Genomic DNA, 22323 nt, shown 5'->3' with positions numbered 1-22323 from the left:
AGTTATTATAATTGTAGGAGGACATACATATGAAAAGAAAAAATATAATTATTATTGGTGCGGCAGGAAGGGATTTTCACAATTTTAATACAGTCTATCGTAATGACGAAACCTATAATGTTGTGGCGTTTACGGCGGCACAAATTCCTGATATAGATGGGCGTAAATATCCAAAAGAATTAGCGGGTGAATTATATCCAGAAGGCATTCCGATTTATTCGGAAGATCAATTAGCTGAGTTGATTGTGGAACTGGAAGTGGATGAATGTATTTTCTCTTATAGCGATTTAAGCTATGAAAAAGTAATGGGTATCGGCGCGCTTGTCAATTCAGCGGGTGCGAACTTCACACTACTCGGGCACAAAAATACGATGATAAAAAGTAATAAACCGGTCATTTCGGTTTGTGCTGTAAGAACGGGAACAGGTAAAAGCCAAACGTCACGAAAAATTATCGAAACGCTACTCGAACACGATTTAAAAGTGGTCGCCATTAGACATCCGATGCCATACGGTGATTTAACTGCGCAGCGTGTTCAGCGTTTTGCTACAGTAGAGGATTTAAAGAAACATAATTGTACGATTGAAGAAATGGAAGAATATGAGCCACATGTGATACGTGGAAATATTATATATGCGGGCGTTGATTATGCAGATATTTTGGCGGCGGCTGAAAATGATCCAGATGGTTGTGACGTGATTTTGTGGGACGGTGGAAACAATGACTTCTCATTCTACGCGCCTGATTTAGCAGTGAATGTGTTGGATCCACATCGCCCAGGTCATGAGTTGAAATACTATCCGGGCGAGGTTTGTTTAAGAACAGCCGATGTTAACATCATCAATAAAATTGATAGTGCATCAGAAGAAGCAATTGAAATTGTAGAAAATAACATCAAGCTGGTAAGCCCTAACAGTACAATCATTAAAGCAGACTCTACGATTACCGTGGATCGTCCAGATATTATTACTGGAAAACGTGTACTCGTTGTGGAAGATGGCCCGACGTTGACACACGGTGAGATGAAAATAGGTGCAGGTATTATTGCGGCTGAACGTTTAGGTGCGAAGGAAATTATTGAAGCGCGTCCCTACGCAGTAGGTTCGTTAATCGAGACTTTTGAGAAGTACCCGCATATTGAAAATGTACTTCCAGCAATGGGGTACGGTGAGCAGCAATTAAAAGACCTTGAAGCAACGATAAACAATGTGGACTGTGACGCGGTGATCATTGGAACACCGATGGATTTATCGCGAATCATTTCAATAGATAAGCCTTATACACGTGTCCACTATGAATTGGACGAAGTAGGTAGTCCGAATTTAGATGAAGTCTTAAAAGACTTTATTCAAAAACATAAACTTGTTTGATTACGCACGGCATTTGAATAAATTAGGAGGAAGTCGACTAGATTGTCGACTTCCTTTTTGTCTACTTAAATTCGAATAGTTTAATGGCATAAATATTAGCACCTAGCCCGCCGATATCAGGATGAATATAATGGACACGGTCGATGATGCCTAGCTGATTCAATTTACGGAGTGAACGGCGGACTGTTGAATTGGATTTGCCAATCCCTTTTTCAATGGTGTCATGCTTCAAATGTGCAGTGCCTGATTTAACAGAGTGACGGCGAATCATTTCAAGTGTGTCGTGATCTGTGTCATTCATTTTGTGTATGTTTTGGTCTCTGTGTTGCTTGAAGGCCTTGTCTAGCTCTCGTTTACTTGTGAAGTATGAGTAGTTTCCTAAGTACGTATTCAATAAAAATCTCCCCTTTTACTATCTATATAGAGGGAAAATGTTTGAAAGTGGACTATGTGATCAATAAATCCTTCATTCACTTGGATTAAGTAAATGAAGAATTTTTTGTCGTTACTTATTTTTTTTAGATTGCTGATTCTTATTATTATCTTTTGGATCAAAATCAGCAGCAAATTCTCCTTTTAGGATATTCTTTGGGTCGTTGTTGTTACTATTGCTGTTTTTATTATTTTTGTAGGTTTCGAAGCTATTATTGGTTCTTTCATTCATTGTTTTTTTGTTGTTTTTACTCACGGACATCACCTCCCATTGTTTATTGTGCCTTGTAAGGGAGGTTTTATTCAGAATGGTATTTAGAGAGGTGATATAAGTCGAGCTAATCGTGTGGAAAATAAATAATCCCCAATTTACCGTCAATAGGTAAAAAGGGGATTATTTATTGGTGCTTATCGATGGTTCATTTCATTTGGTACTGCATTATGTCTTTCACCGCGGTCTAGGCTAGCAATCTTAGTAAGGTCATCTGAACTTAGTTTGAAATCAAAGACCTTTATATTTTCCTTCATTCGTGATGGTGTCACTGTTTTAGGAATGACAGCAACATCTGATTCTAGATGCCATCGAAGAATGACTTGGGCTGGTGTTTTATAGTGTCGTTTTGCGATTTCTTGAATAATAGGATCTTCTAAAACCTTGGTGCCGTTCATTAACGGGCTGTATGCTTCAACTAAAATACCATGTTCTTTACAAAACTGCTTGAGCTCTGTTTGTTGTAAGTACGGGTGGCATTCAATCTGGTTTACGGCCGGTAAGACTTCACACTCATCAATGATCCGCTGTAAGTGTTCGATATCGAAGTTACAGACACCAATCGCCTTTGTGCGGCCTTCTTGATAGAGTTTTTCTAATGCTTTGTATGTGTCTACATATTCATCGTACTCCGGTGTTGGCCAGTGGATTAAATAGAGATCAACATAATCCAAACCTAATTTTTCAAGACTTTCGTCAAATGCTTTTAGTGTATTTTCATAGCCTTGATCGGTATTCCATACTTTGGTTGTGATGAATAACTCTTCGCGTGGTACATTGCTTGTAGCGAGTGCTTTTCCGACGCCAATTTCGTTTCCGTAAATTTTAGCGGTGTCGATTAAGCGATAGCCCGTTTCGAGTGCTTGTTTTACTGCGTTATCCGCCTCTTCATCAGGTATTTGCCAAACCCCGTAACCAAGTTGTGGAATATCAAGCTCATTGTTTAACGTTTTAAAGTCCATTTCATCGCTTCCTTCCATCTTTGCTATTCACTTAGTCTATCATAGGCAATTAGTAATTTGAATTTTTAGGTATTGGCTAGCATTCGATAACAAATTCACTAGATTGCAATTCTTAAAGCCTATTGCAGACTCCTTTATTTGAATGGCATTTACATATTTCTAGTATATTGATATACTAATAGGAATACCTAATTTTACAGAAAATTAAGCGTAATTTTTGTAAGCGCTTACGCAATGGTAGGGATGGGAAAATTGTTCCTTTATTCAACATTAGTATTACTTGTAAGGCAAAAGGGGAGAATGACAAATGAGAAAAGTAGCTGAAATATTAACAGAAGTGCTAGATGTTTCCGAATCAGAAATCACAAATGTACAGCCATTTGGTGGAATGACAAATATTAATTATCTAGCTTCCGTTAGCAACGAACACTATATCGTGAGAATACCAGGCGTGGGAACGGATCAATTAATTAATCGAAGAGAGGAAAGAAACAACCTTGAAATCGGTGTGCAATTAGGCATTAATCCGGAACATATCTATATTGATACAGAAACTGGCTTGAAAGTAACGCGTATGATTCCAGGAGCTGTGACGTTGACACAATCCGCCACAAAAGAAGAAGCAACGATGAAGAAAGTTACGAGTGTGCTTCGGAGATTACATTGTTCTGGTGTTCAAATGGGCAACCAATTCAAATTGTATGAACTGATGGGGCTTTATGAAAAAAATGCAGTTGTAGAAAATGCGCAATTTTATCCTCATTTTGCAGAAGTGAAAAAGGAAATACAGCATGTAAAATCAGCTTACGATGCACTAGAAAGAATAGAAGTGCCGTGTCATATTGATACGCTATATGAAAATTTTGTTTTGGATGAGAAAGGAAAACTGTACTTAATTGATTGGGAGTATAGTGGCATGTTTGATCCGTTATGGGATGTGGCGACACATTTGATTGAATCGGAGTTTGATGGACAAGAGGAGGACCTCTTTTTAGGGCACTATTTCCAACGAGAAGCAACAGAAGTAGAGAAGGAAATAATTCTTATTCATAAGATTTTTCAAGATTACTTATGGTCGATGTGGACGTTATTTAAGGAAGCTAAAGGCGATGACTTTGGCTCGTATGGAAGCGATCGTTTTGAACGCCTACAAAGGAACTTAACGCTTTACAAGGATATGTATGCTAATCGGCTAACTACATGAGGAATTCCAAGACAATTAACGGGGTAACGTTTGGTATTTTCTCGGGCATTTTTTGGGCAGTAGACACTGTATTAATTGGTATTGTTTTATCGATGACGGGATTTCTGGCTTTTGAAGAACTGCTATTTGTTGCGCCGTTATTAAGTACTTTTCTTCATGACACATTTTCTGCGATTTGGATGACGGTTTACCTTGGCAGTAAAGGAGAGTTTAAGACTGCGATTTCTAGTTTGAAAAGAAAGCCGGGCCGAATCATTATATTGGCTGGGACTCTCGGGGGACCTATTGGGATGACCTTTTATGTCCTTTCAATTCAAAGTATAGGTGCGTCTTACACAGCCGTTATTTCGAGTATTTATCCAGCAGTAGGTGCTTTTTTTGCGTATTTAATATTGAAAGATAAATTACGTTTAAATAATTGGTTTGGACTTATCATGAGCATTACATTCATCATATTACTGAGTTATTCCGGGGAACTTGCTGTAGGTTCCAATGTATCCTGGGGGCTCGTTTTTCTCATCATTTGTATTATAGGTTGGGGAATGGAGTGTGTTGTAAGTGCCTATGCAATGAAGGACGATGGCATCAAACCTGAACATGCTTTGCTTATTAGACAATATACTTCTTCGATTATCTATGGACTACTCATTATCCCGTTTTTTGTCGGGCATTCTTATACACTTCAAATTATCGCGTCACCAATCATTCTCCTTGCACTTGCCGGTGTCGCACTTGCCGGAACATTATCGTATGTCTTCTATTATAATGCCATTAATGTCATAGGCCCTAGTCGTGCAATGGCTATGAATATTACCTATGCAGCATGGGCTGTTGGCTTTGAGGCGCTTCTATTTGGAACCGCCTTTACGTTCAAGGAGTTTATGTTTGCTGTCTTTATTATCGCGGGTTCGATTTTAACGGTTGTAGAAAAAAGAGATCCGCAATTGCTGCCAATTGGGAAACAATCATTTGTGAAATGAACTTTTGGAAATAGTCGTATTGTATGTCTATCCTAACTTATTTAATATTAATAGAGCCAATTTCATTATCGAGTATTTAGCATTAAAATCCGAATAATATAGATTTTCGTTCCAGGCGGACAGTGCGGAAAGTTACAGTTCGATCTTTCCCTGACGCTTTCCGTGGGGCGGTCGTTGAGCCAGCCGAACAGCGAAGGGTTCGGTTTGTATAATTTTTGCGTACTCTGCAGAAATTATACATCTATTAATAATGCTCCCAAACGCTGGCGCTTTTCGGTCGCAAAAGCCGTTCTTCGTGACGGCTCTTCCTGTGGGGTCTCAACTGTCCCGCTAATCCCACAGGAGACGCCGCCTTCCACTACAATCAACGAGGCGTTAGGCTTAACCATTATAGACGAAGAGTTGCCAAAAAACCTTGACGTTCGCATTTATAAATAAAAGAGGTAATTGTGCAACTAGTTCAATAAAATGGTCACTGTTCTTAACTTGTTACTTTGAAATGACTTATCAGAACAGCAGTTGAATAGGATGGATTACTAGATAAACATGGAGAGAGGTATAATATGATTAAAATATCGGGGAGTTCCTATCAACAAAATGACAGATGGAAAACCGGTAGCGTTGAAAATACAATCATTCAATGGATGAATGCAAATCCAACTATTTATTCGTATCAATCCATGGATGAATTATCTTTTGAACTTACATTGCGAAAAAATATTATGGAAAGTGCAAAGGCTATGAACCGAAGTAATGTAGAGTTTTCGTTATTTAAAAATTCCCATTGTAATCCTAAATACTGGGATTTAACGAGTGTAGGTGGATTCTTACTGCGGCATGACGTAAAACCATCAGACGCAATTAAAGATATCTACTTGAACAGTTCAAAATATGGATTTGAATGTGCAACAGCAATGATTATTATTTATTATGATGCGGTCTTAAAGCTTCTTGGTGATTCCTTATTCAATAAAACATTTCGAGAAATCTATTTATACAGCTGGCATGCTAATGCTAATCTCGGAGTAATGCCCTTTGAAACTCGTGATTTAATACCTGGAGATGTGGCTTATTTTACTAATCCGGAATTTAATCCCAAAAGTCCTCAGTGGAGAGGAGAAAATGCGGTTGTTTTTGAAGATAATACGTACTTTGGTCATGGAATTGGAATTCAGACAGGCGAAAAAATAATTCGAGAACTGAATAAAATGAGAAAGTTAGGGAGCAATCAATCAGCCTATTTGTCTACTGTAGTTACAAGACCATCATTTAAGCAGTTGTATAACATTTCGAAAGCGGAACGCGATGATTCAGTGCCTAGTTTACAACATCGAGTTAACCATCATGACGTTACTTCAATTCCATTTTATCAATACTTATACTGGTAAAATAAATTGGTTTAATGTGGACAAAATCTAGCATAGGCGCCATATTAGGGGGTCACTAGAGCTTCCGAAATGAATATGCACGCATTAATAAGTAGTTCGAAATTCCTTTGGTAATTTCATGCAATCGTCTATTATTTTTCATATTCCCCTATTTTTCTATTATAATAGTCATAGACACCATGAATGCGACTAGACGGAAAATGAAGGGGCGATGTGTGTGTTTCGAGTTAATTGGAAGAAGCTGTTTTTAGCTTTTATTACTGTCTTCTTGGTCATTCAAATCATCGGTAGCTTCTTTTTCTATGGTCTCGCGATTAACCGGGGACCCAAAGAATTCTTGCAAAATAATGCTGACTTAGAAGTTTCAGATAAGGCAATGGACCTTTTTATAAATGGAAGTTGGAAAGAATGGGTAGGTGCCCAAAACTTTGAACAGCTTACGATACAATCACGCGACGGACTAGAACTGTCTGGTTACTATTTGCCGGCATCGGAACCAACAGATAAGTTGGTTATTTTAACGCATGGCTATTTGGGGAATGCGAAGCAAATGGGATTATACGGACAGTATTATCATAAAGATTTAGGCTACAATATTTTCATGCCGGATGCACGTGGGCACGGGAAAAGTGAAGGCGACTATTATGGATTTGGTTGGCCTGACCGGTTAGATTTAATTGATTGGACGCAGGATTTGGTGAAGAAGCTCGGGGCTGATACTGAAGTTGTCTACCATGGTTTGTCGATGGGTGCGGCGACGGTTTTGATGGCTAGTGGAGAAGAGGATCTTCCGCGCCAAGTTAAGTCAATTATTGCGGATAGCCCGTATGAATCTGTCTACGAATTATTTGCGTATCAAATGAATCGCATGTTTTATCTGCCTGCATTTCCGTTATTGGATAGCACGAGCTTGTTAACGAAAGTAAGGGCAGGTTATTCATTTAGGAATGCGAGTGCATTAACAGAAGTGGCGAGGACGGATGTTCCAATTCTATATATCCACGGGGAAGCCGACACGTTTGTTCCGACTAAGATGGCTATCAACTTGTTTCAAAATACGGCAAGTGATGCGGAGCTCATGCTTGTCCCAGGTGCGAACCACGGAGAGGCCTTTGCATTGGCTGAAGACGAATACAAAATGAAGGTCGATCGTTTTCTGAAGCGTCATATCAATACCAAAAAATAAAAAGAACTAAAGGTAACACCCCTCATAATTTCGACGTGATTTAAGAGTCGATAATATGAGGGGTGTTTTTTCTTTCTTTCATATAGAAGCTAGTAGTCTGTTCTGGATTAATCATCCTTATACTTTCATCAAATGAAGGGCGAATTCTAAATCTGCTTCTAAATGATTCTTCATCAAAACACTTGCTAGTTCTGGTTTACGCTCTGCGATTGCTTGGCAAATTTTATCATGCTCTTCTATTAAAAGTGGTCTTTTATGTATAACAACAGCTGTGCTAAACATGTAAATAATTGCTTGCATTCGATCGACTGTGTCAATCATGATGGGGTTGTTGCATGTTTGTACAATTAGGTCATGAAAGAGTTTGTTAGCTTCAATGACTTCATTGGGTAATCCAGTTCTCCCAATTTCCACGCATTCTCTCAACTTTGCAACATCTTTTTCTAGCATAAATGAAGCAGCTGTAGAGGCTGCGTGACATTCTATGAGTATACGCATTTGAAATAGATGTCTAAAGTCAATTTCGCTTGGTTTAATGACCTTTTTTCGTTTGATTAAGCCCTCTTGCTCCAATCGGCGGATGGCCTCTCTAATGGGTGTACGGCTTACGCCAATATCTACAGCCAATCTTTCTTCAACCAACTTAGTTCCACCGGCATACTCTCCATTGAAAATTCGGTCACGAATTGTATCGTATGCAAGAGCTTGTGCAGTACCTTTTTTGTTGTTGATCACGAATGAACCCCTCCGAAATAAATGATATAGCTACTCTCTACTATACTAAAATATATGGAAAAGTGTTGAAATTAAACGAAATGTATCCAAAAACAAGTTTATTGTATACAAAACAGAAAATTTATTATATGATAGATGTATAGATTAATGAAAGCGTTTACCACAGGAGGAATCGTAATGAAAATTGGATTTATCGGACTTGGTATTATGGGAAAACCAATGGTCCTTAATTTATTGAAAAACGGCTATGAAGTGAAAGCTTTTGATTTAAATGAACAAGCACGGAAAGAGGTTGTCGAGGCAGGTGGAGTAGAAGCTAGTAATCCAATGGAGGCAACAGCTGAAAGCGATGTCATTATTACGATGCTTCCTACTGCAGGTATTGTGAAGCAGGTATTATTGGGTGAAAACGGTGTGTATGAAACAATAAAACCGGGTGCAGTTGTAATTGATATGAGCTCGATTTCCCCAGTAGATTCCCAATATTTAGCAAGTAAGTTTGTCGAGAAAGATGTAGCCTTTTTGGATGCGCCTGTAAGCGGCGGAGAACCAAAAGCAATTGATGGAACGATGTCAATCATGGTTGGCGGTAAGGAAGAAGCCCTTACTAAAGTACTCCCTGTGCTAAAGACAATGGGGGAAGAAATCACATATGTCGGTGGAAGTGGTAGTGGGACAACAACTAAACTTGCCAATCAAATTCTAGTGAATGTCACGATTGCTGCAATGTCAGAAGCAGTTGTGCTTGCTGCCAAAGCGGGGATCGACGTAGAAAAAATGTATCAAGCCATTAGGGGTGGACTTGCGGGAAGTGCAGTACTTGATGCTAAGATGCCGCTAGTTCTTGAACGCAATTTCGTTGCAGGTGGAAGAATCGATATTAACTTGAAAGACTTAACGAATGTACTTGAAGCGGGTCACGAAATAGGGGTGGCGATGCCACTTACATCTAACGTAGTAGAAATGTTCCATGCACTTAAGGTTGACGGGAAAGCTGCGGATGATCACGTTGGGCTCATCCAATACTATGAAAAACTAGCTAACTTTGAAGTTCAGATGGGTGGGAAACAAAGTGAATAACGTAGTAGAGCGTGTAAAAAAACTTCCATCGTATGGCCCGGAATTAAATGAAATGTGGAACAAAGAACGTGAATCATTTTCAACGAAAATTATCGTTCTTGATGACGATCCGACCGGAGTACAGACGGTACATGGTGTTCCAGTATTTACGGATTGGGATATGGATACGATTGAAGAAGTGTTTAAAGAGGACCGCCAACTCGTGTTCATATTAACGAATTCACGTGCGTTTTCAGTATCTGAAACAACACAAGTACATAAGGACATAGCACAGCGTATTGCTCAGGTTTCAGAACGATTGGGTCAGCCCTTTCTTCTTGTAAGTCGAGGGGATTCAACATTACGGGGGCATTATCCTTTAGAAACGGTCACGTTAAAAGAAACAATTGAAGAACAAAGCACGCTCTGCTACGACGGTGAGATAATATTACCGTTCTTTAAAGAAGGCGGCAGAGAAACAATTGACGATGTACATTATGTGAAACAAGGGGAAGCGTATATTCCAGCTGGTGAAACAGAATTCGCAAAGGATCGGATGTTTGGCTTTTCAAGCAGTAATTTACGGGATTGGATAGAAGAGAAAACAGATGGTGAATTTAAACGGGAGTCTGTACATTCAATTTCGTTGGACGAGCTACGGGCTCTAAATGTAGATGCAATAACAGAAAAACTAATGAAGTTAAAGAATTTCGAAAAGCTCATCGTAAATGCAGTTACAGAAGACGATGTTAAAGTATTTTCAATTGCGTTACTGCGTGCGATAAAGTTAGGAAAAAATTACTTGTTTAGAACAGCGGCTTCATTTACTAAGGTGATTGGTGATATTGCTTCTAAACCATATTTAGAAGCAAATGATTTATTGCGTGAAAATAGCCCGTACGGCGGACTTGTAGTTATCGGTTCGCATGTTCAAAAGTCGACGGAGCAGCTAAATCGATTGAAAGAGAAAAAGTCACTTCATTTTATAGAGTTTTCTTGCAACCTTGTTATCGACGAAAGTCTATTTAATGAAGAAATTAAACGTGTCCAACATGAAATTAATGAGAAAGTTTCTAAGGGGACGACAACTGTTGTTTACACTTCGAGAGAACGACTCGATTTAGGGGAAGGACGCGGGGAAGAAGAACTTGCATTGTCTGTGAGAATATCAAGTGCAGTTACGCAGTTTGTGAATCGGTGTCATCCACAACCACGCTTCGTCATCGCAAAAGGCGGTATTACGTCGAGTGATGTTGGAACGCTTGGCCTTAAGGTGAAAAAAGCAGAAGTATTGGGGCAAATTGCACCAGGCGTTCCCGTTTGGAAAACGGGGAAAGAAAGTGTCTTTCCAGCCATACCTTATGTCATCTTCCCAGGAAATGTAGGAGAAGTAGATACATTAAAAGAAGTAGTGGAAAAGTTACAATAAACAATTGGGGGAATTAAAATGGTAGAAGGAAATATGTTAATTGTGATTTTCCTATTATCGCTAGCCGCGTTATTTTTCTTGATATTGAAGCTCAAAGTTGAGCCTTTTATGTCACTTATAGCGGTTGCGCTGGTAACGGCAATCTTTCTTGGATTCCCATTAGCCGATATTCCAGGAGTCGTAGCAACAGGATTTGGAACAACATTAATAGGCGTAGGGATATTAATTGGATTAGGTATTATATTTGGCCAGCTTTTAGGTGCATCCGGTGCGATTGAAAAAATTGCAGAAGCTGTGCTTAAATTATTCGGTGTCAAACGAGCAGCGGCAGGATTGTCGATTACCGGTATTCTTGTATCAATTCCTGTCTTTTTCGATGCAGCATTCGTTATTTTAAGTGGACTTGTAAAGAGTTTGTCGAAAAAAACAGGTATTTCGATTGTCACATTTGTAACGGCGCTTGGTGTCGGTCTGATTGTAACTCATAGTATGATTCCACCAACGCCAGGTCCATTAGTTGTTGCGGAAAATACGGGTGCAGATTTGGGCTTGTTTATAATATATGGACTGATTTGTGCAATCCCCGCAACCCTTATTGGCGGGTACTTTTACGGTACCTTTATCGGAAAACGTATAAAAGTTGCGGATGTTGAAGGTATGGAAGAGGAGCTTCCTGTTGAGCCAACAAAAACTGGCAAGGAGATTTCCACTGGCTTATCATTAGCCTTACTTGCATTACCTATAGGTTTAATTCTACTGAACACTGTGACAAAACTATGGCTTCCAGAGGGGCAGCTCACGACGGTCCTTGGTTTTATCGGGGATAAAAACGTAGCACTCTTCATTAGTGTGGTTGTTGCATTGATTGTTTTACGACCATATATTCAAGTGCCGTATAGTAAATTATATGATGAAGCGATGAACTCGGCTGGAATGATTATGTTAGTGACTGGTGCTGGTGGTGCTTTTGGGGCTGTTATTAGCAAGAGTGGTATCGGAGATCACTTAGTCATAACCATGCAGAGTTGGAGCATGCCCGTACTATTATTGGCGTTTGTATTCTCGCAAATTTTACGTGCTTCTCTTGGCTCGGCTACGGTCGCTCTCATTACGACATCTGCCATATTAGGTCCGCTTGCCACGGAATTAGGCGCATCACCAGTATTGCTAGGACTAGCAATCTGTGCAGGCGCAATTGGTCTATCGTTACCGAACGATTCAGGGTTCTGGGTTGTTAACAAGTTCGGTCGTTTAACAATTCCACAAACGCTACAGGCTTGGACGATTGGTGGATTTATCGCTGGGCTTTCTGCATTAGGTATGGTCTATATACTTAGTCTGTTTAGTGGCTTCCTACCTGGTTTATAATATTAAGATATATTTGCAGTAAGTTGTTATAGTTTTTAAAATAAAAAAACAAAAGTCAACCAAGTACTGATTTGGTTGATTTTTGTTTGCCTATTGAGGTATTCGATAGTTACGGTGAACCAACACTTTATAATATCATTTAAAATACGGAATTTTTTTCAGTGCAATACAAACGGGTATGGCTACGGCGATCCCTACAATGTTTTGAACGAGGTTTCCTGGAATAGAGGCCGCTGGTATAATCCAATTGCCAAACAGTACTCTTTCACAAATATAATAACCTGCGATCATAAAGGGAATAGAAACGATTGTCGCAAAAATATTTATGCCGACACTATTTCCTTTACGGCCCATCGACCATGCAATTTTACCGACGATATAGCCTTGTAATCCACGGGTTAAAATGGTGAATGGTGCCCACAATGTCCAGCCAGAAATTAGGTCGAATAATCCCATCCCAACGGCACCAGCGATGGCACCTTTTTTCGGGCCAAATAAAATGGCAACAATATAAAGCATAGCTGTACCCAGGTGAACTAAACCGCCATTTGCAGTAATGGGTAGTTTGATGTTCAATAACAACGTGGCAACAAATACGAGCGCAATTAACATAGAAGTTATTATTAAATCAAAAGTGCGTGGGTTTGCGTAACTTGTTGTATTTTGCATAGTTATAAACCTTCTCTCATCAACTTTTTTGAGTATACTGATAACCTTAGCAAATGATTGACGCCTTTGAAAGAGTCAATTTAGTATAAATCTTAGGGGTCAGTTTGAATAAGGTAACTATTTACCTAAGAAAAACATCCCGAAAGAGAACTTTTAATAAAATCTCTCTTTCGGGATGTTTTGTAATTGGGGTATTGAAGTTCCTTTTTCCTTACTAGACTCATCCACTTAAAAGTAGGCTTTTCAAGGTTCTAATTTGTCATATTACTAGCTATTAAACAGAAACTCATCAAAAATTAACGGTCTATGAGAGTGCGCGAAAATTGTCGAAAGATTTATTTTTATTCAAGAAGAATAGCTATTTACTTCGTGATTTTCTATGGGATAATAATCTAAAGAACATAGATTAGAGAGGAGCTAGAATACGCTACAGTACTGTTTTCAGTACAAAAAAGAATAAAGTATTTTCCAAAAACTGGAGGTTAGTTACATGGCGAAGAAAAATATTCATAGACTAGTTTTAATGCTTCTTGTGTTTACATTATGTTTTAGCTTAATTTTACCGGAAACTGGTTATACCAGTAATGAAGCAGTTACAAACTCGTTTGATAACCCTAGTTTACTAAATAAAGGGGAAACACTTAATCAATCTTATGATGAAACGGGCGATGTCCACTGGTATGAAGTCATACCTTCAAATGATGACATAAATGCAAACACACATATGAGACTTACAGTGTCAGGTGAAGCAGATCTTGAGGTCAAAGTTTATCCGAGCAAGGAAAAGGCAATTGATGATGACACATTTGAAAGGTATCAGGCATTCAACTCAGGAGGGGAAACAGCTCAACTAGATTTTCCTTTTGCATGGGATACGCCGTATTACATCATGGTAGCGTATAGAGGTGAAAGTGAAGAGGAATTTGGCGAGGAATCAAGTGAAGAACCAAGTGAAGAACCAAGTGAGGAACCGAATAACGAACCAATAAATTATGACATAAGTTATGAGGCTGTCTATCTTCCGCCCGGTAATCCGGAGGAAGGCGAGACTTGTCCCGTAGAATTAAGCGCGTCGAAGAAAAAGTCGGGCACTGAAATCATAACCGCGTTACATCAAGTCAGGGACGGATTACTAAAAGAATCGGACAACGGAAAAGAATTAACTTCGCTATATTACAGTGCCGCACCGTACCTGATTGCCGATATGGTCTTTGATAAAAAAGTAAAGGAAGCGGTCTATCAAAATCTTGTTCAATTGAAACCGTTGTTTAATAACCTTGCTAAAAATGGAGGAAAAACGTCTTACCGAGTAACAGCTGAAGACCAGCAAGCGATACAGAACTTGCATGCCATAACGATACAAGCTGTTCCTGCCAACTTGAAGAAAAAGATCAACCAAATTGCTACGGAAAAAGAACTTTCACAGTTAGCAGAAAAGAATTTAAAAGATATATTGAATGTCCACGGTCTACTAGATACAGAACCAAACAAATTGATTATTAAAATGAAAGAAGATAAAAGCATCAAATCACTTTCTAAGAAAATAGCTGGCCAGGGCATTGCAAGAAATAATGTCTCGGCTTTAACTTCCAGCGTTGAGTTATTTGAAGATGTCTATGTCACGAATTTAGACGAAGAACCAAACAAGGCTTTGATCGACAAGTTGGAGAAGCTACCGGAAGTTGAATTTGTCGAGCCCGTTCAGAAATATCATGCGCTAACTGCAGATGTGCAATATGAACACCAATGGTCATTAGGTAATACTGGTCAAGAAGGCGGAATAAGTGGCGCTGATATTGGTCATACTTCCCTCCAAAATTTATTGAAACAGGGAAATGTAAACGAAACGTTAATCGCAGTTATTGATACGGGTGTAGACGGTTCCCTGGCAGATTTAAAAGGGAAAGTTCGTGCAGACCTAGGTTATAACTTCGTTGGACGTAATAATGATGCAATTGATGATCACGGACATGGTACGCATGTGAGTGGCATTGTCGCTGCAGATGTCGACAATGGATACTCGATGGCAGGCGTTCATCCAAATGCAAAAATAATTCCAGTCAAAGTGCTAGATTCGTCTGGTCAAGGGGATACAGATCAAATCGCTTTAGGTATTATTCATGCGGCAGACCAAGGTGCACAAGTGATCAACCTCAGTCTTGGCGGTGGTTACAGCCGAACGATTGAGTATGCTTTACGATACGCCTCAGCTAAAAACGTTACGATTGTAGCGGCTAGCGGGAACGATGGGTATGAGGAAATTTCTTACCCAGCCTCCTCTCAGTATGCAATCGCAGTAGGTGCAACAAACCGACTTGATATCGTAGCGGATTATTCCAGTTACGGGGATGAGTTGGCACTAGTTGCTCCGGGCACAGACATTCCGAGCTTACTCCCAGACGGAAATGTCGCTTACATGTCTGGAACATCGATGGCAGCACCGCATGTAGCAGGAGTTGCGGGCTTGCTATTGTCACAAAATTCGAAGCTTAAGCCAAAAGAAATTAAGAAGATTTTAATGGATACAGCAACGGATGTAGTTTTTGAAGAAACCGACAATAAAGGTCTAGAATGTTATAACGATGATTATGAAGTGGTACCTTGTGTTCAACAACCTGGGCATGATTATATTTCAGGTGCGGGCAGGTTAAATGCACACAGCGCAGTCAGTGCCTTTGATGTGAAATTAAAGGTCAATCCGTTACTAGATAATAGTAATATTGTAACGGGCACTGCCAAAATAGGATCAGTCATTGAAGTGAGTAATGGCAAGGGAGCATTAGGTAGTGGCAAAACCGACGCCAAAGGTAATTACACTGTAAAAATTAATAAAGTGCAAAGTGCGGGTACGCTGCTTAACGTAACAGGATCTCATGGAGCAGCGAAGACTTCGCTAAAAACCATTGTGAAAAAAGGAACACCCCCAACGGCACCAAAAGTGAATGCTATAAGCAATTTGTCCACTTTTGTTTCGGGGAAAACAGGCGCTAATTTACAAGTGAAAATAAAAGATCAATCCAAGAAGGTTGTCGCATCTGGTAATGCAACAGAAAAAGGTGATTTCAAAATTGCAATTAAGAAACAAAAAGCTGGCACAGCACTGTATATCACGACAACTGATCTAGCGAAAAGAGAAAGTAAAGCAACCAAGATTGTTGTAAAAGACGAAATGCCACCATCGGCACCAAAGGTTAATGCGGTGAGCAATGTGTCTACTTTTGTTTCTGGAAAAACAAGCGCAAATTTGCAAGTGAAAATAAAAGACAAATCTAACAAGGTCATTGCATCTGGTAATGCTACAAACAAAGGTGACTTTAAAATTACAATTAAGAAACAAAAAGCTGGTACAACGCTATATGTGACGGCAACTAGTAAGGCGAAAAAAGAAAGTAAGGCAACCAAGATTGTTGTAAAAGACGAAATGCCGCCAGCAGCACCAAAAGTAAATACGGCGAGCAATAAGTCTACTGTGATCACGGGAAAAACAGCAGCAGGTTTAGAAGTTAAAATAAAGAATAGCTCCAAAAAAGTCATCGCTTCAGGTAAAGCGAACAGCAAAGGTGACTTCAAAATCACAATTAAGAAACAAAAAGCTGGTACAGCGCTATATGTGACGGCAACTAGTAAGGCGAAGAAAGAAAGTAAAGCAGCCAAGATTGTTATTAAGGACAAAATTCCACCAAATGCACCAAAAGTAAATGCAGTAACAACGAATGATACGGTAATAAAAGGGAAAACCGAAGCTCTTGCGACAGTGACTGTCAAACATAAAGGCAAGAGTATCGGAACCAAAAAGGCGGACAGCAAAGGTAACTTCAAAGTTACAATCAAGAAGCAAAAAGCGAACACCGTTCTTTATGTAACAGCAAAAGACAAAGCCAGTAATACGAGCAAGTCGACAAAAGTAACTGTTAAAAAATATAAATAGAAATAAGCGTTTAGACTGACATTGCGAAATGTAAAGCATCATTATTAGGCTGCCTTGACACCATATTTTGTGGTGTCATGGCAGCCTATTTTTTCGTTTTTTTATGAATAGTTGAAGTACCCTAAGACGATACTAAGAAGTATATATCGCTATTTTCTAGGAGGACTTTCATGACTTGTATCGTCAGAATCACCAACGTCGAAATTACTAATTTAAAAAATGTCAGGAAAGGTGCTTTCCATACAAATTCAAATTTCACTACGTTGGAGAAAGCGGATGTCATTGGATTTTACGGACAAAATGGCTCTGGGAAAACAGCCGCCGTGGAGGCTTTTAATTTGTTGAAAGCTTTACTATCGGCTAATCAAGATGTCAGTCTTCCAAAGATCACGTCCAATTTATTATATTTTAAAGAAAAATTGATTGGCTTGAAGTTTGAATTTATTGTGGAAAATGAATTTGGAGAGTATTTCGTCCAATATAGTGTTTCTTTATCGCCAGGAAGGGTGAAATACCGTGTTCTTGAAGAAGAAATATCTTATAGGGAAAACAAGGAGCATACATCATTTAAATCCCTCATTTCAAAAGGTGAAAACGGGGTTTTAATTGGCAATAAAAAAGGGCAGGAAATGGATGAATCTGACCGGGTTTCAGTGATGGTCGCCAATCGAATGGCTGTTACTAATTCAACTTCTTTTGCATTTCGTGAAGAATTAAAGGAAGTATTTGAAGGATTATTAGAAGAACAAGAAACTGAACTTATGAAAAATCTTTCATCTGATTTTAATAGAGATTTACATGTAATAGATACGATTCAATATGGGCTTTTAATTGCCAATTTGGTTATGCCTTTCAGCGTTCATTTGGAAAAGAAGCGTGGGTCTATCCCATATGAGATGCAGGATACGATGGTGTTGCCAACAGGATTATTTGATACGATTGACAAGGTTGTCGGTCAAACGAATATTGTGTTAGATACCATCATTCCTGGCCTTCAAATAAAGATCCATCAGATCAATAAGCAAACATTGAGCGACGGAAATGAAGGCATTCGATTCGAGTTTTTATCTGTAAAAGGGGAAGTTGAACTCCCATTACGCAGCGAATCGGAGGGTACACTTAAAATCATTTCGATATTAAGCACACTCATCGCAGTTTACAATAATCCAAATGCATGTGTGGTCATCGATGAGCTTGATGCAGGGATATTTGAATATTTACTTGGTGAGATATTAGAAGTTTTAAACGAAAATGCACAAGGCCAATTGTTTTTTACGTCGCATAATTTACGAATAGTAGAAGTGCTTCCAATTCAAAACTTGTGGTTTACAACACTCAATGAAAACGATAGATATCATCAATTAAAAGGCGTAAAAAGGCTCGATAATGCACGTGATGTCTACTTACGTGCTGTGCAATTAGGCGGTCAAACTGAGGAAGTATATGCGGAAACAAATTTATATGATATAAAAATGGCGTTCAGAAAAGCGGGGATAGCCCATGACGATAATTAGAAGGAAAGTCGTGTTATTAATTGTCGAAGGAAGCTGTGAAGAAGTCTTGCTTAACAATCGTTTGCGCAGCTTGTTTGAGCAGCATAATATTCGTTTTCATATACAGCACGGTGATATTTTATATGATTTAAGCAAACCAGAAGAACCCATTAAGTCAGTCATAGGCAATGCGGTAAAGGAGTTTATGATCAAAAGTAAATTTCGTTCGGAAGACGTGTTTTGTGTGCTACATATTATTGATATGGACGGGTGCTTTATTCCAGATGAAGCGATTGTCATTGATAAAAGTCAGAAAGAGTTAACGATTTATCACGCGGATAAAATTACTGTGCCGCACGACAAACAAAAACAACAAATCGCTACTAGAAATGCGGAGCGAAGTAGCAATATCGATACGATGAAGGGATTAGGTACAATTCTGTCCGGTGAAATCAATTACAGGATGTATTACTTTTCGAGAAACTTGGAACACGTTCTTTTTAATGATGCCAACCCAGAAAAAGGCGCAAAGTATCCGGAAGTCGAGCAATTTATAGAGCAGCTGGACATGCCGATAGAAACCTATTTACAGCAATCGATGCCGTCAGTTACTGGGGCGGATCCCTATATGGAAAGTTGGGAACTGATTTCCAAGCAGACGGCTTCATTGGAAACCTACAGCAATGTCCCTTTATTATTTGAATTTGTTGAAATGGAGTCGAAGAGGGAATAGGTGTTGTTGGATAGAAAGAGAAAACCACCTCATCTATGTCGATGGGTGGTCTATATTACAGTACTCGTCCTGTCATTGCCCAGACAGAAACGGCTGTTTTATCTGAATGATTGAAGAAGCGGTGGGGTGTTGTACTTTTAAAGCGAATGCTATCGCCTTCTTGCAAGAGTACTTCGTGATCTTCCATAATGATGGTCATTTCGCCTTTCATAATGAAACCACATTCTTCACCTGAATGTTCAACCAGTTGCTGATCATCTTGGCCGGGTTCTAAATGGATCATAAGCATTTCAATGGATCCTTCATTAATAGGCGTTAGTAATTCGTATTTTGAATAAGATTTTGGAAAGGATATGGTTTTACGCTCGTTTTTCCGAACAACTTGGGTTGTTTGTTCATCGGTTCCTAGTAGTGTGGAAATCGAGACGTCTAATCCTCTACATATTTTATATAAGGTCGTTAGTGTTGGGTCCGTATTTCTACGTTCAATTTGACTAATCATGCTAATGCTGACACCGGACTTTTCAGAAAGGTCTTTTAAGGAAAAACCAAGATCTCCACGGAGTTGCCGAATTATCCTACCATCAAACATTCTAACTGCCCCCTTTGGTATATCTATATACTAATCATATCTTTAAAAAACCCCGGCAGTCCGTAGACTACCGGGTTGATTACTATTACATCATCGTTGCGAACCAAAGTCCTAAAGCGGTTCCGATGTAGTTACCTATTATATAACCAATCGTTCCGACAACTAAAATTGGTCCGATTAAGTTCGTCCAGCCTTTTGCAATTGCCATCGCAGCTGCTGTTGTTGGGCCACCAATGTTCGCGTTACTTACGAGAAGAATTTCTTCCAGGTCAAACTTGAATAGTTTCCCGGCAGTAAGTGAGATGAGCATATTGATCGCGACAATTATTGCTACAAAGACAAGAAGCAACGGTGCGTTCTGAACAATAAGTGGAATAGAAGCGGGTATCCCTATAACTACGAAGAATAAGTAGATTAAGAATGTACCCATCTCCTGACTACCATTGATACTTTCAAAGTATTTCGGGAAAAACGCAAGTGCTAGGAATGTGATTGTCGTTAACACTAAGTATTTATCGCCGAATATGCCACCTAATAAATTAATACCGAATGAAGCTTCTTCTCCGCTTGGGATCCAACTTCCAAACAGTTCGGCTAACTTAAAGGAAATGACAACTAGGAAAAAGGCAGTACCCATAGATAATGCAATATCTTTTAATGAGATTTCTTTACGTTTCCAAAAACTCTCAGCTTGTGTTGTCTCTCCGCCTGCTTCAGCCGCACGTTCAACTTCTAAAACATGTGGATGAGAAAATCTTTTTCTGAAAAAACTCAACGCTGGAATAATCATCAAAATGACGAAATAGAGAGCCATCATCAGGTTATCAGCAACAATAGTTGCGGACACCATTTCACCAGGCGTTTCAAACTTACCCGCCATTGCGGCGAAGTTCACGCCGCCTCCGACGTATGAAGCACTCATCATCCCACCGATTTTATCGAGATAAGGGATGTAGTCTTTCAGTAAGAAGAAACTTATAATGGTACCTGCTACTGTACCTATGGCGCTAAGTAGGTAAATAATTAATAGCCTTCCACTTTCTGTCCATATCTTCTTAAAGTTTACATGGAATAATAAGAGTGGAATCGCTAGCGGGATAATGAATGCCCAAACTGCGTCATAAACAGGGGACTCAGTCGGAATTATACCGGTGTTCGATAAAATAATCGCACCTATTAGTGAAATAATTGCACCTGAAATCTTTGCAGCCCATTTGAATCTTTGTTCCAAATAAATACTAATTGCAGCCCATATGACGATAATTCCCCAAAGGGTGATCATGTCATCGGATTGAATAAGTGAACTTCCCATTTTTTATTCCCCCAGTAGTTTAATTTTTAAAATGACTTTCCATAAATCGGTACGCATTATTGAAGCTAATATCTTCAATTTCATTGGTGCTGAAACCTCTAGCTTTCATGCAATCAAGTAAGTCAGGTATTTTCGCTACATTTTCAAGTCCAAGGGTGCTTCCTTTAATGGGACCGCCTAAATCATATGTAGATAAGTAATCGATAAAGTCAAAACCGAAAGCTATGTGTTCGGAACCAACAAGATCCGCCATGTACGCGGCGTGATCGACGAAGCGTTCTAATGTAGGGTTTTCCTTGTCGACGAACCCGTGAAATGCATTCAATCCGATAAGCCCACCCCGTGAAGCGATTGCTTTGATTTGCTCATCTTTTAAATTTCGTTCGTGTGGACATAAGGCATAGGCGTTGCTGTGTGAAGCAATCATCGGTTGGTCAGTCGCATTATACATATCCCAGAAGGAAGCTTCATCTAAATGTGAGGCGTCAAGAATCCAATTTAACTCATTAGCCTTTTGAACTGCCAATTCACCGAAACTCGTAAGTCCTCTAGATGTTGGCTCGTCCTCAGAACCGGTCCCACTCGCCAAAGCATTCCATTCGTTCCAAACAAATATTGTATGCCGGACATTATTTTCATGGAGTACTTCGAAAGCGCTTTCAATGTTAGCGTCTAATGAATCTTTTCCCCACGCTTCAAGAAATGTCATGCCTTCAATTCCTAAAAAGAGATTTATCTTATTAGAAAAAATTTCATTTTTCATATCGTCGACTGTTAAACAGACGTTGGCATGTTTGGATGTTCGAAGGTCGTCTAGTGTGTGTCGTAACAATTTTTGGAACCTGGCGATAGGATCTTCGCGGAATGCTGGTTCAACCCAAAGGACGCAAATTATTGAATCCACGCCACCTTTTTTCAGTTGCGGATAATGAATGCGGTCAAAAACATTTGTTTCACCTTGGCTTCTTCTCCAAGCTACATCTGTAAAAAGGTCCGAATGTATATCAAATATCTTCAAGCATATCTCCCCTTGCTTATTAAACTAGGTTTTCATATAGTATAATTTATTCTGTATATTAAAACAAGGGTGGAAATGAGAAAGGGGCTCAAATCAGATAAGTTACTATTTATAGGCCACTGAAAAGTCCAATTTGCTGAAATCAAGTTGATTTCGTCTTGAAAAAGCAAGTGTAAAAGTACCCAATCGATAAT

The 22323-nt window shown here is 39.2% G+C and carries 19 protein-coding genes; 11 read left to right on the top strand and 8 right to left on the bottom strand.

From position 1 onward, the window contains the following. Positions 1–29 precede the first annotated feature (29 nt). Positions 30–1370 carry a cyclic 2,3-diphosphoglycerate synthase gene (locus KSU66_RS08655; protein WP_269051043.1) on the top strand — a complete coding sequence of 447 codons (1341 nt, stop codon included), beginning with the start codon at positions 30–32 and terminating at the stop codon, positions 1368–1370. A 61-nt stretch (positions 1371–1431) separates the two neighbouring features. Here KSU66_RS08655 and KSU66_RS08650 read toward each other — a convergent pair whose 3' ends face one another. From KSU66_RS08650 to KSU66_RS08640, 3 genes are all read right to left on the bottom strand, one after another. Then, the gene (locus tag KSU66_RS08650; RefSeq protein ID WP_269051042.1) at positions 1432–1764 is read right to left on the bottom strand and encodes a hypothetical protein; all 333 of its coding nucleotides are present in this window, start codon (positions 1762–1764) and stop codon (positions 1432–1434) included. Positions 1765–1875: 111 nt separating this feature from the next. Further along, entirely contained in the window at positions 1876–2064 is a 189-nt protein-coding gene (locus tag KSU66_RS08645; RefSeq protein WP_443028957.1) for a hypothetical protein, read from the bottom strand. 146 nt (positions 2065–2210) lie between these two features. Continuing rightward, the gene (locus KSU66_RS08640) at positions 2211–3035 is read right to left on the bottom strand and encodes an aldo/keto reductase (RefSeq protein WP_269051040.1); all 825 of its coding nucleotides are present in this window, start codon (positions 3033–3035) and stop codon (positions 2211–2213) included. A gap of 307 nt (positions 3036–3342) precedes the next feature. On the opposite strand from KSU66_RS08640, the gene KSU66_RS08635 reads away from it, so the two are divergent. From KSU66_RS08635 to KSU66_RS08620, 4 genes are all read left to right on the top strand, one after another. Further along, complete coding sequence (locus KSU66_RS08635; protein WP_269051039.1) at positions 3343–4239, top strand: choline kinase family protein; 897 nt, start codon at positions 3343–3345, stop codon at positions 4237–4239. After that, positions 4236–5219 (top strand): DMT family transporter, encoded by a 984-nt coding sequence (locus KSU66_RS08630; protein WP_269051038.1) that lies wholly within the window; start codon positions 4236–4238, stop codon positions 5217–5219. The genes KSU66_RS08635 and KSU66_RS08630 overlap by 4 nt, the downstream gene beginning before the upstream one ends. Before the next feature lie 563 nt (positions 5220–5782). Next, positions 5783–6607, top strand: a complete 825-nt coding sequence (locus KSU66_RS08625) for a protein-glutamine gamma-glutamyltransferase (RefSeq protein ID WP_269051037.1) — start codon at positions 5783–5785, stop codon at positions 6605–6607. 211 nt (positions 6608–6818) lie between these two features. Next, positions 6819–7793: an alpha/beta hydrolase gene (locus tag KSU66_RS08620; RefSeq protein ID WP_269051036.1), complete on the top strand. Its 975-nt coding sequence runs from the start codon at positions 6819–6821 to the stop codon at positions 7791–7793. A gap of 117 nt (positions 7794–7910) precedes the next feature. Here KSU66_RS08620 and KSU66_RS08615 read toward each other — a convergent pair whose 3' ends face one another. Next, the gene (locus KSU66_RS08615) at positions 7911–8528 is read right to left on the bottom strand and encodes a GntR family transcriptional regulator (protein ID WP_269051035.1); all 618 of its coding nucleotides are present in this window, start codon (positions 8526–8528) and stop codon (positions 7911–7913) included. Between the two features lie 171 nt (positions 8529–8699). On the opposite strand from KSU66_RS08615, the gene garR reads away from it, so the two are divergent. Genes garR through KSU66_RS08600 form a run of 3 tightly spaced genes read left to right on the top strand, consistent with a single transcriptional unit; the run spans position 8700 to position 12384 of the window. Further along, entirely contained in the window at positions 8700–9608 is a 909-nt protein-coding gene (gene garR / locus KSU66_RS08610; RefSeq protein WP_269051220.1) for a 2-hydroxy-3-oxopropionate reductase, read from the top strand. Further along, positions 9601–11016 carry a four-carbon acid sugar kinase family protein gene (locus tag KSU66_RS08605; protein WP_269051034.1) on the top strand — a complete coding sequence of 472 codons (1416 nt, stop codon included), beginning with the start codon at positions 9601–9603 and terminating at the stop codon, positions 11014–11016. The genes garR and KSU66_RS08605 overlap by 8 nt, the downstream gene beginning before the upstream one ends. A gap of 18 nt (positions 11017–11034) precedes the next feature. After that, positions 11035–12384: a GntP family permease gene (locus KSU66_RS08600; protein WP_269051033.1), complete on the top strand. Its 1350-nt coding sequence runs from the start codon at positions 11035–11037 to the stop codon at positions 12382–12384. 135 nt (positions 12385–12519) lie between these two features. Here the strand turns inward: KSU66_RS08600 and KSU66_RS08595 are convergent, their stop codons facing one another. Further along, on the bottom strand, positions 12520–13053 hold the full coding sequence (locus tag KSU66_RS08595) for an ECF transporter S component (RefSeq protein ID WP_269051032.1): 534 nt from the start codon (positions 13051–13053) through the stop codon (positions 12520–12522). A 490-nt stretch (positions 13054–13543) separates the two neighbouring features. On the opposite strand from KSU66_RS08595, the gene KSU66_RS08590 reads away from it, so the two are divergent. The 3 genes from KSU66_RS08590 (at position 13544) to KSU66_RS08580 (ending at position 19207) form a co-directional block, all read left to right on the top strand. Further along, positions 13544–16981: a S8 family peptidase gene (locus KSU66_RS08590; protein ID WP_269051031.1), complete on the top strand. Its 3438-nt coding sequence runs from the start codon at positions 13544–13546 to the stop codon at positions 16979–16981. Between the two features lie 170 nt (positions 16982–17151). After that, positions 17152–18495, top strand: a complete 1344-nt coding sequence (locus tag KSU66_RS08585) for an AAA family ATPase (RefSeq protein WP_269051030.1) — start codon at positions 17152–17154, stop codon at positions 18493–18495. After that, on the top strand, positions 18482–19207 hold the full coding sequence (locus KSU66_RS08580; protein WP_269051029.1) for a hypothetical protein: 726 nt from the start codon (positions 18482–18484) through the stop codon (positions 19205–19207). Before KSU66_RS08585 ends, KSU66_RS08580 begins: the two co-directional genes overlap by 14 nt. Before the next feature lie 55 nt (positions 19208–19262). Here KSU66_RS08580 and KSU66_RS08575 read toward each other — a convergent pair whose 3' ends face one another. From KSU66_RS08575 to KSU66_RS08565, 3 genes are all read right to left on the bottom strand, one after another. Then, positions 19263–19799, bottom strand: coding sequence for a helix-turn-helix domain-containing protein (locus tag KSU66_RS08575; protein WP_269051028.1), 537 nt, complete (start codon positions 19797–19799; stop codon positions 19263–19265). A gap of 85 nt (positions 19800–19884) precedes the next feature. Further along, entirely contained in the window at positions 19885–21111 is a 1227-nt protein-coding gene (locus KSU66_RS08570) for a DUF819 family protein (protein WP_269051027.1), read from the bottom strand. 19 nt (positions 21112–21130) lie between these two features. Next, positions 21131–22129, bottom strand: a complete 999-nt coding sequence (locus KSU66_RS08565) for a dipeptidase (protein ID WP_269051026.1) — start codon at positions 22127–22129, stop codon at positions 21131–21133. Positions 22130–22323: the final 194 nt, after the last annotated feature.

This window comes from Sporosarcina sp. G11-34 (assembly GCF_026931025.1).
This window is presented reverse-complemented; position numbering and strand designations above follow the sequence as displayed.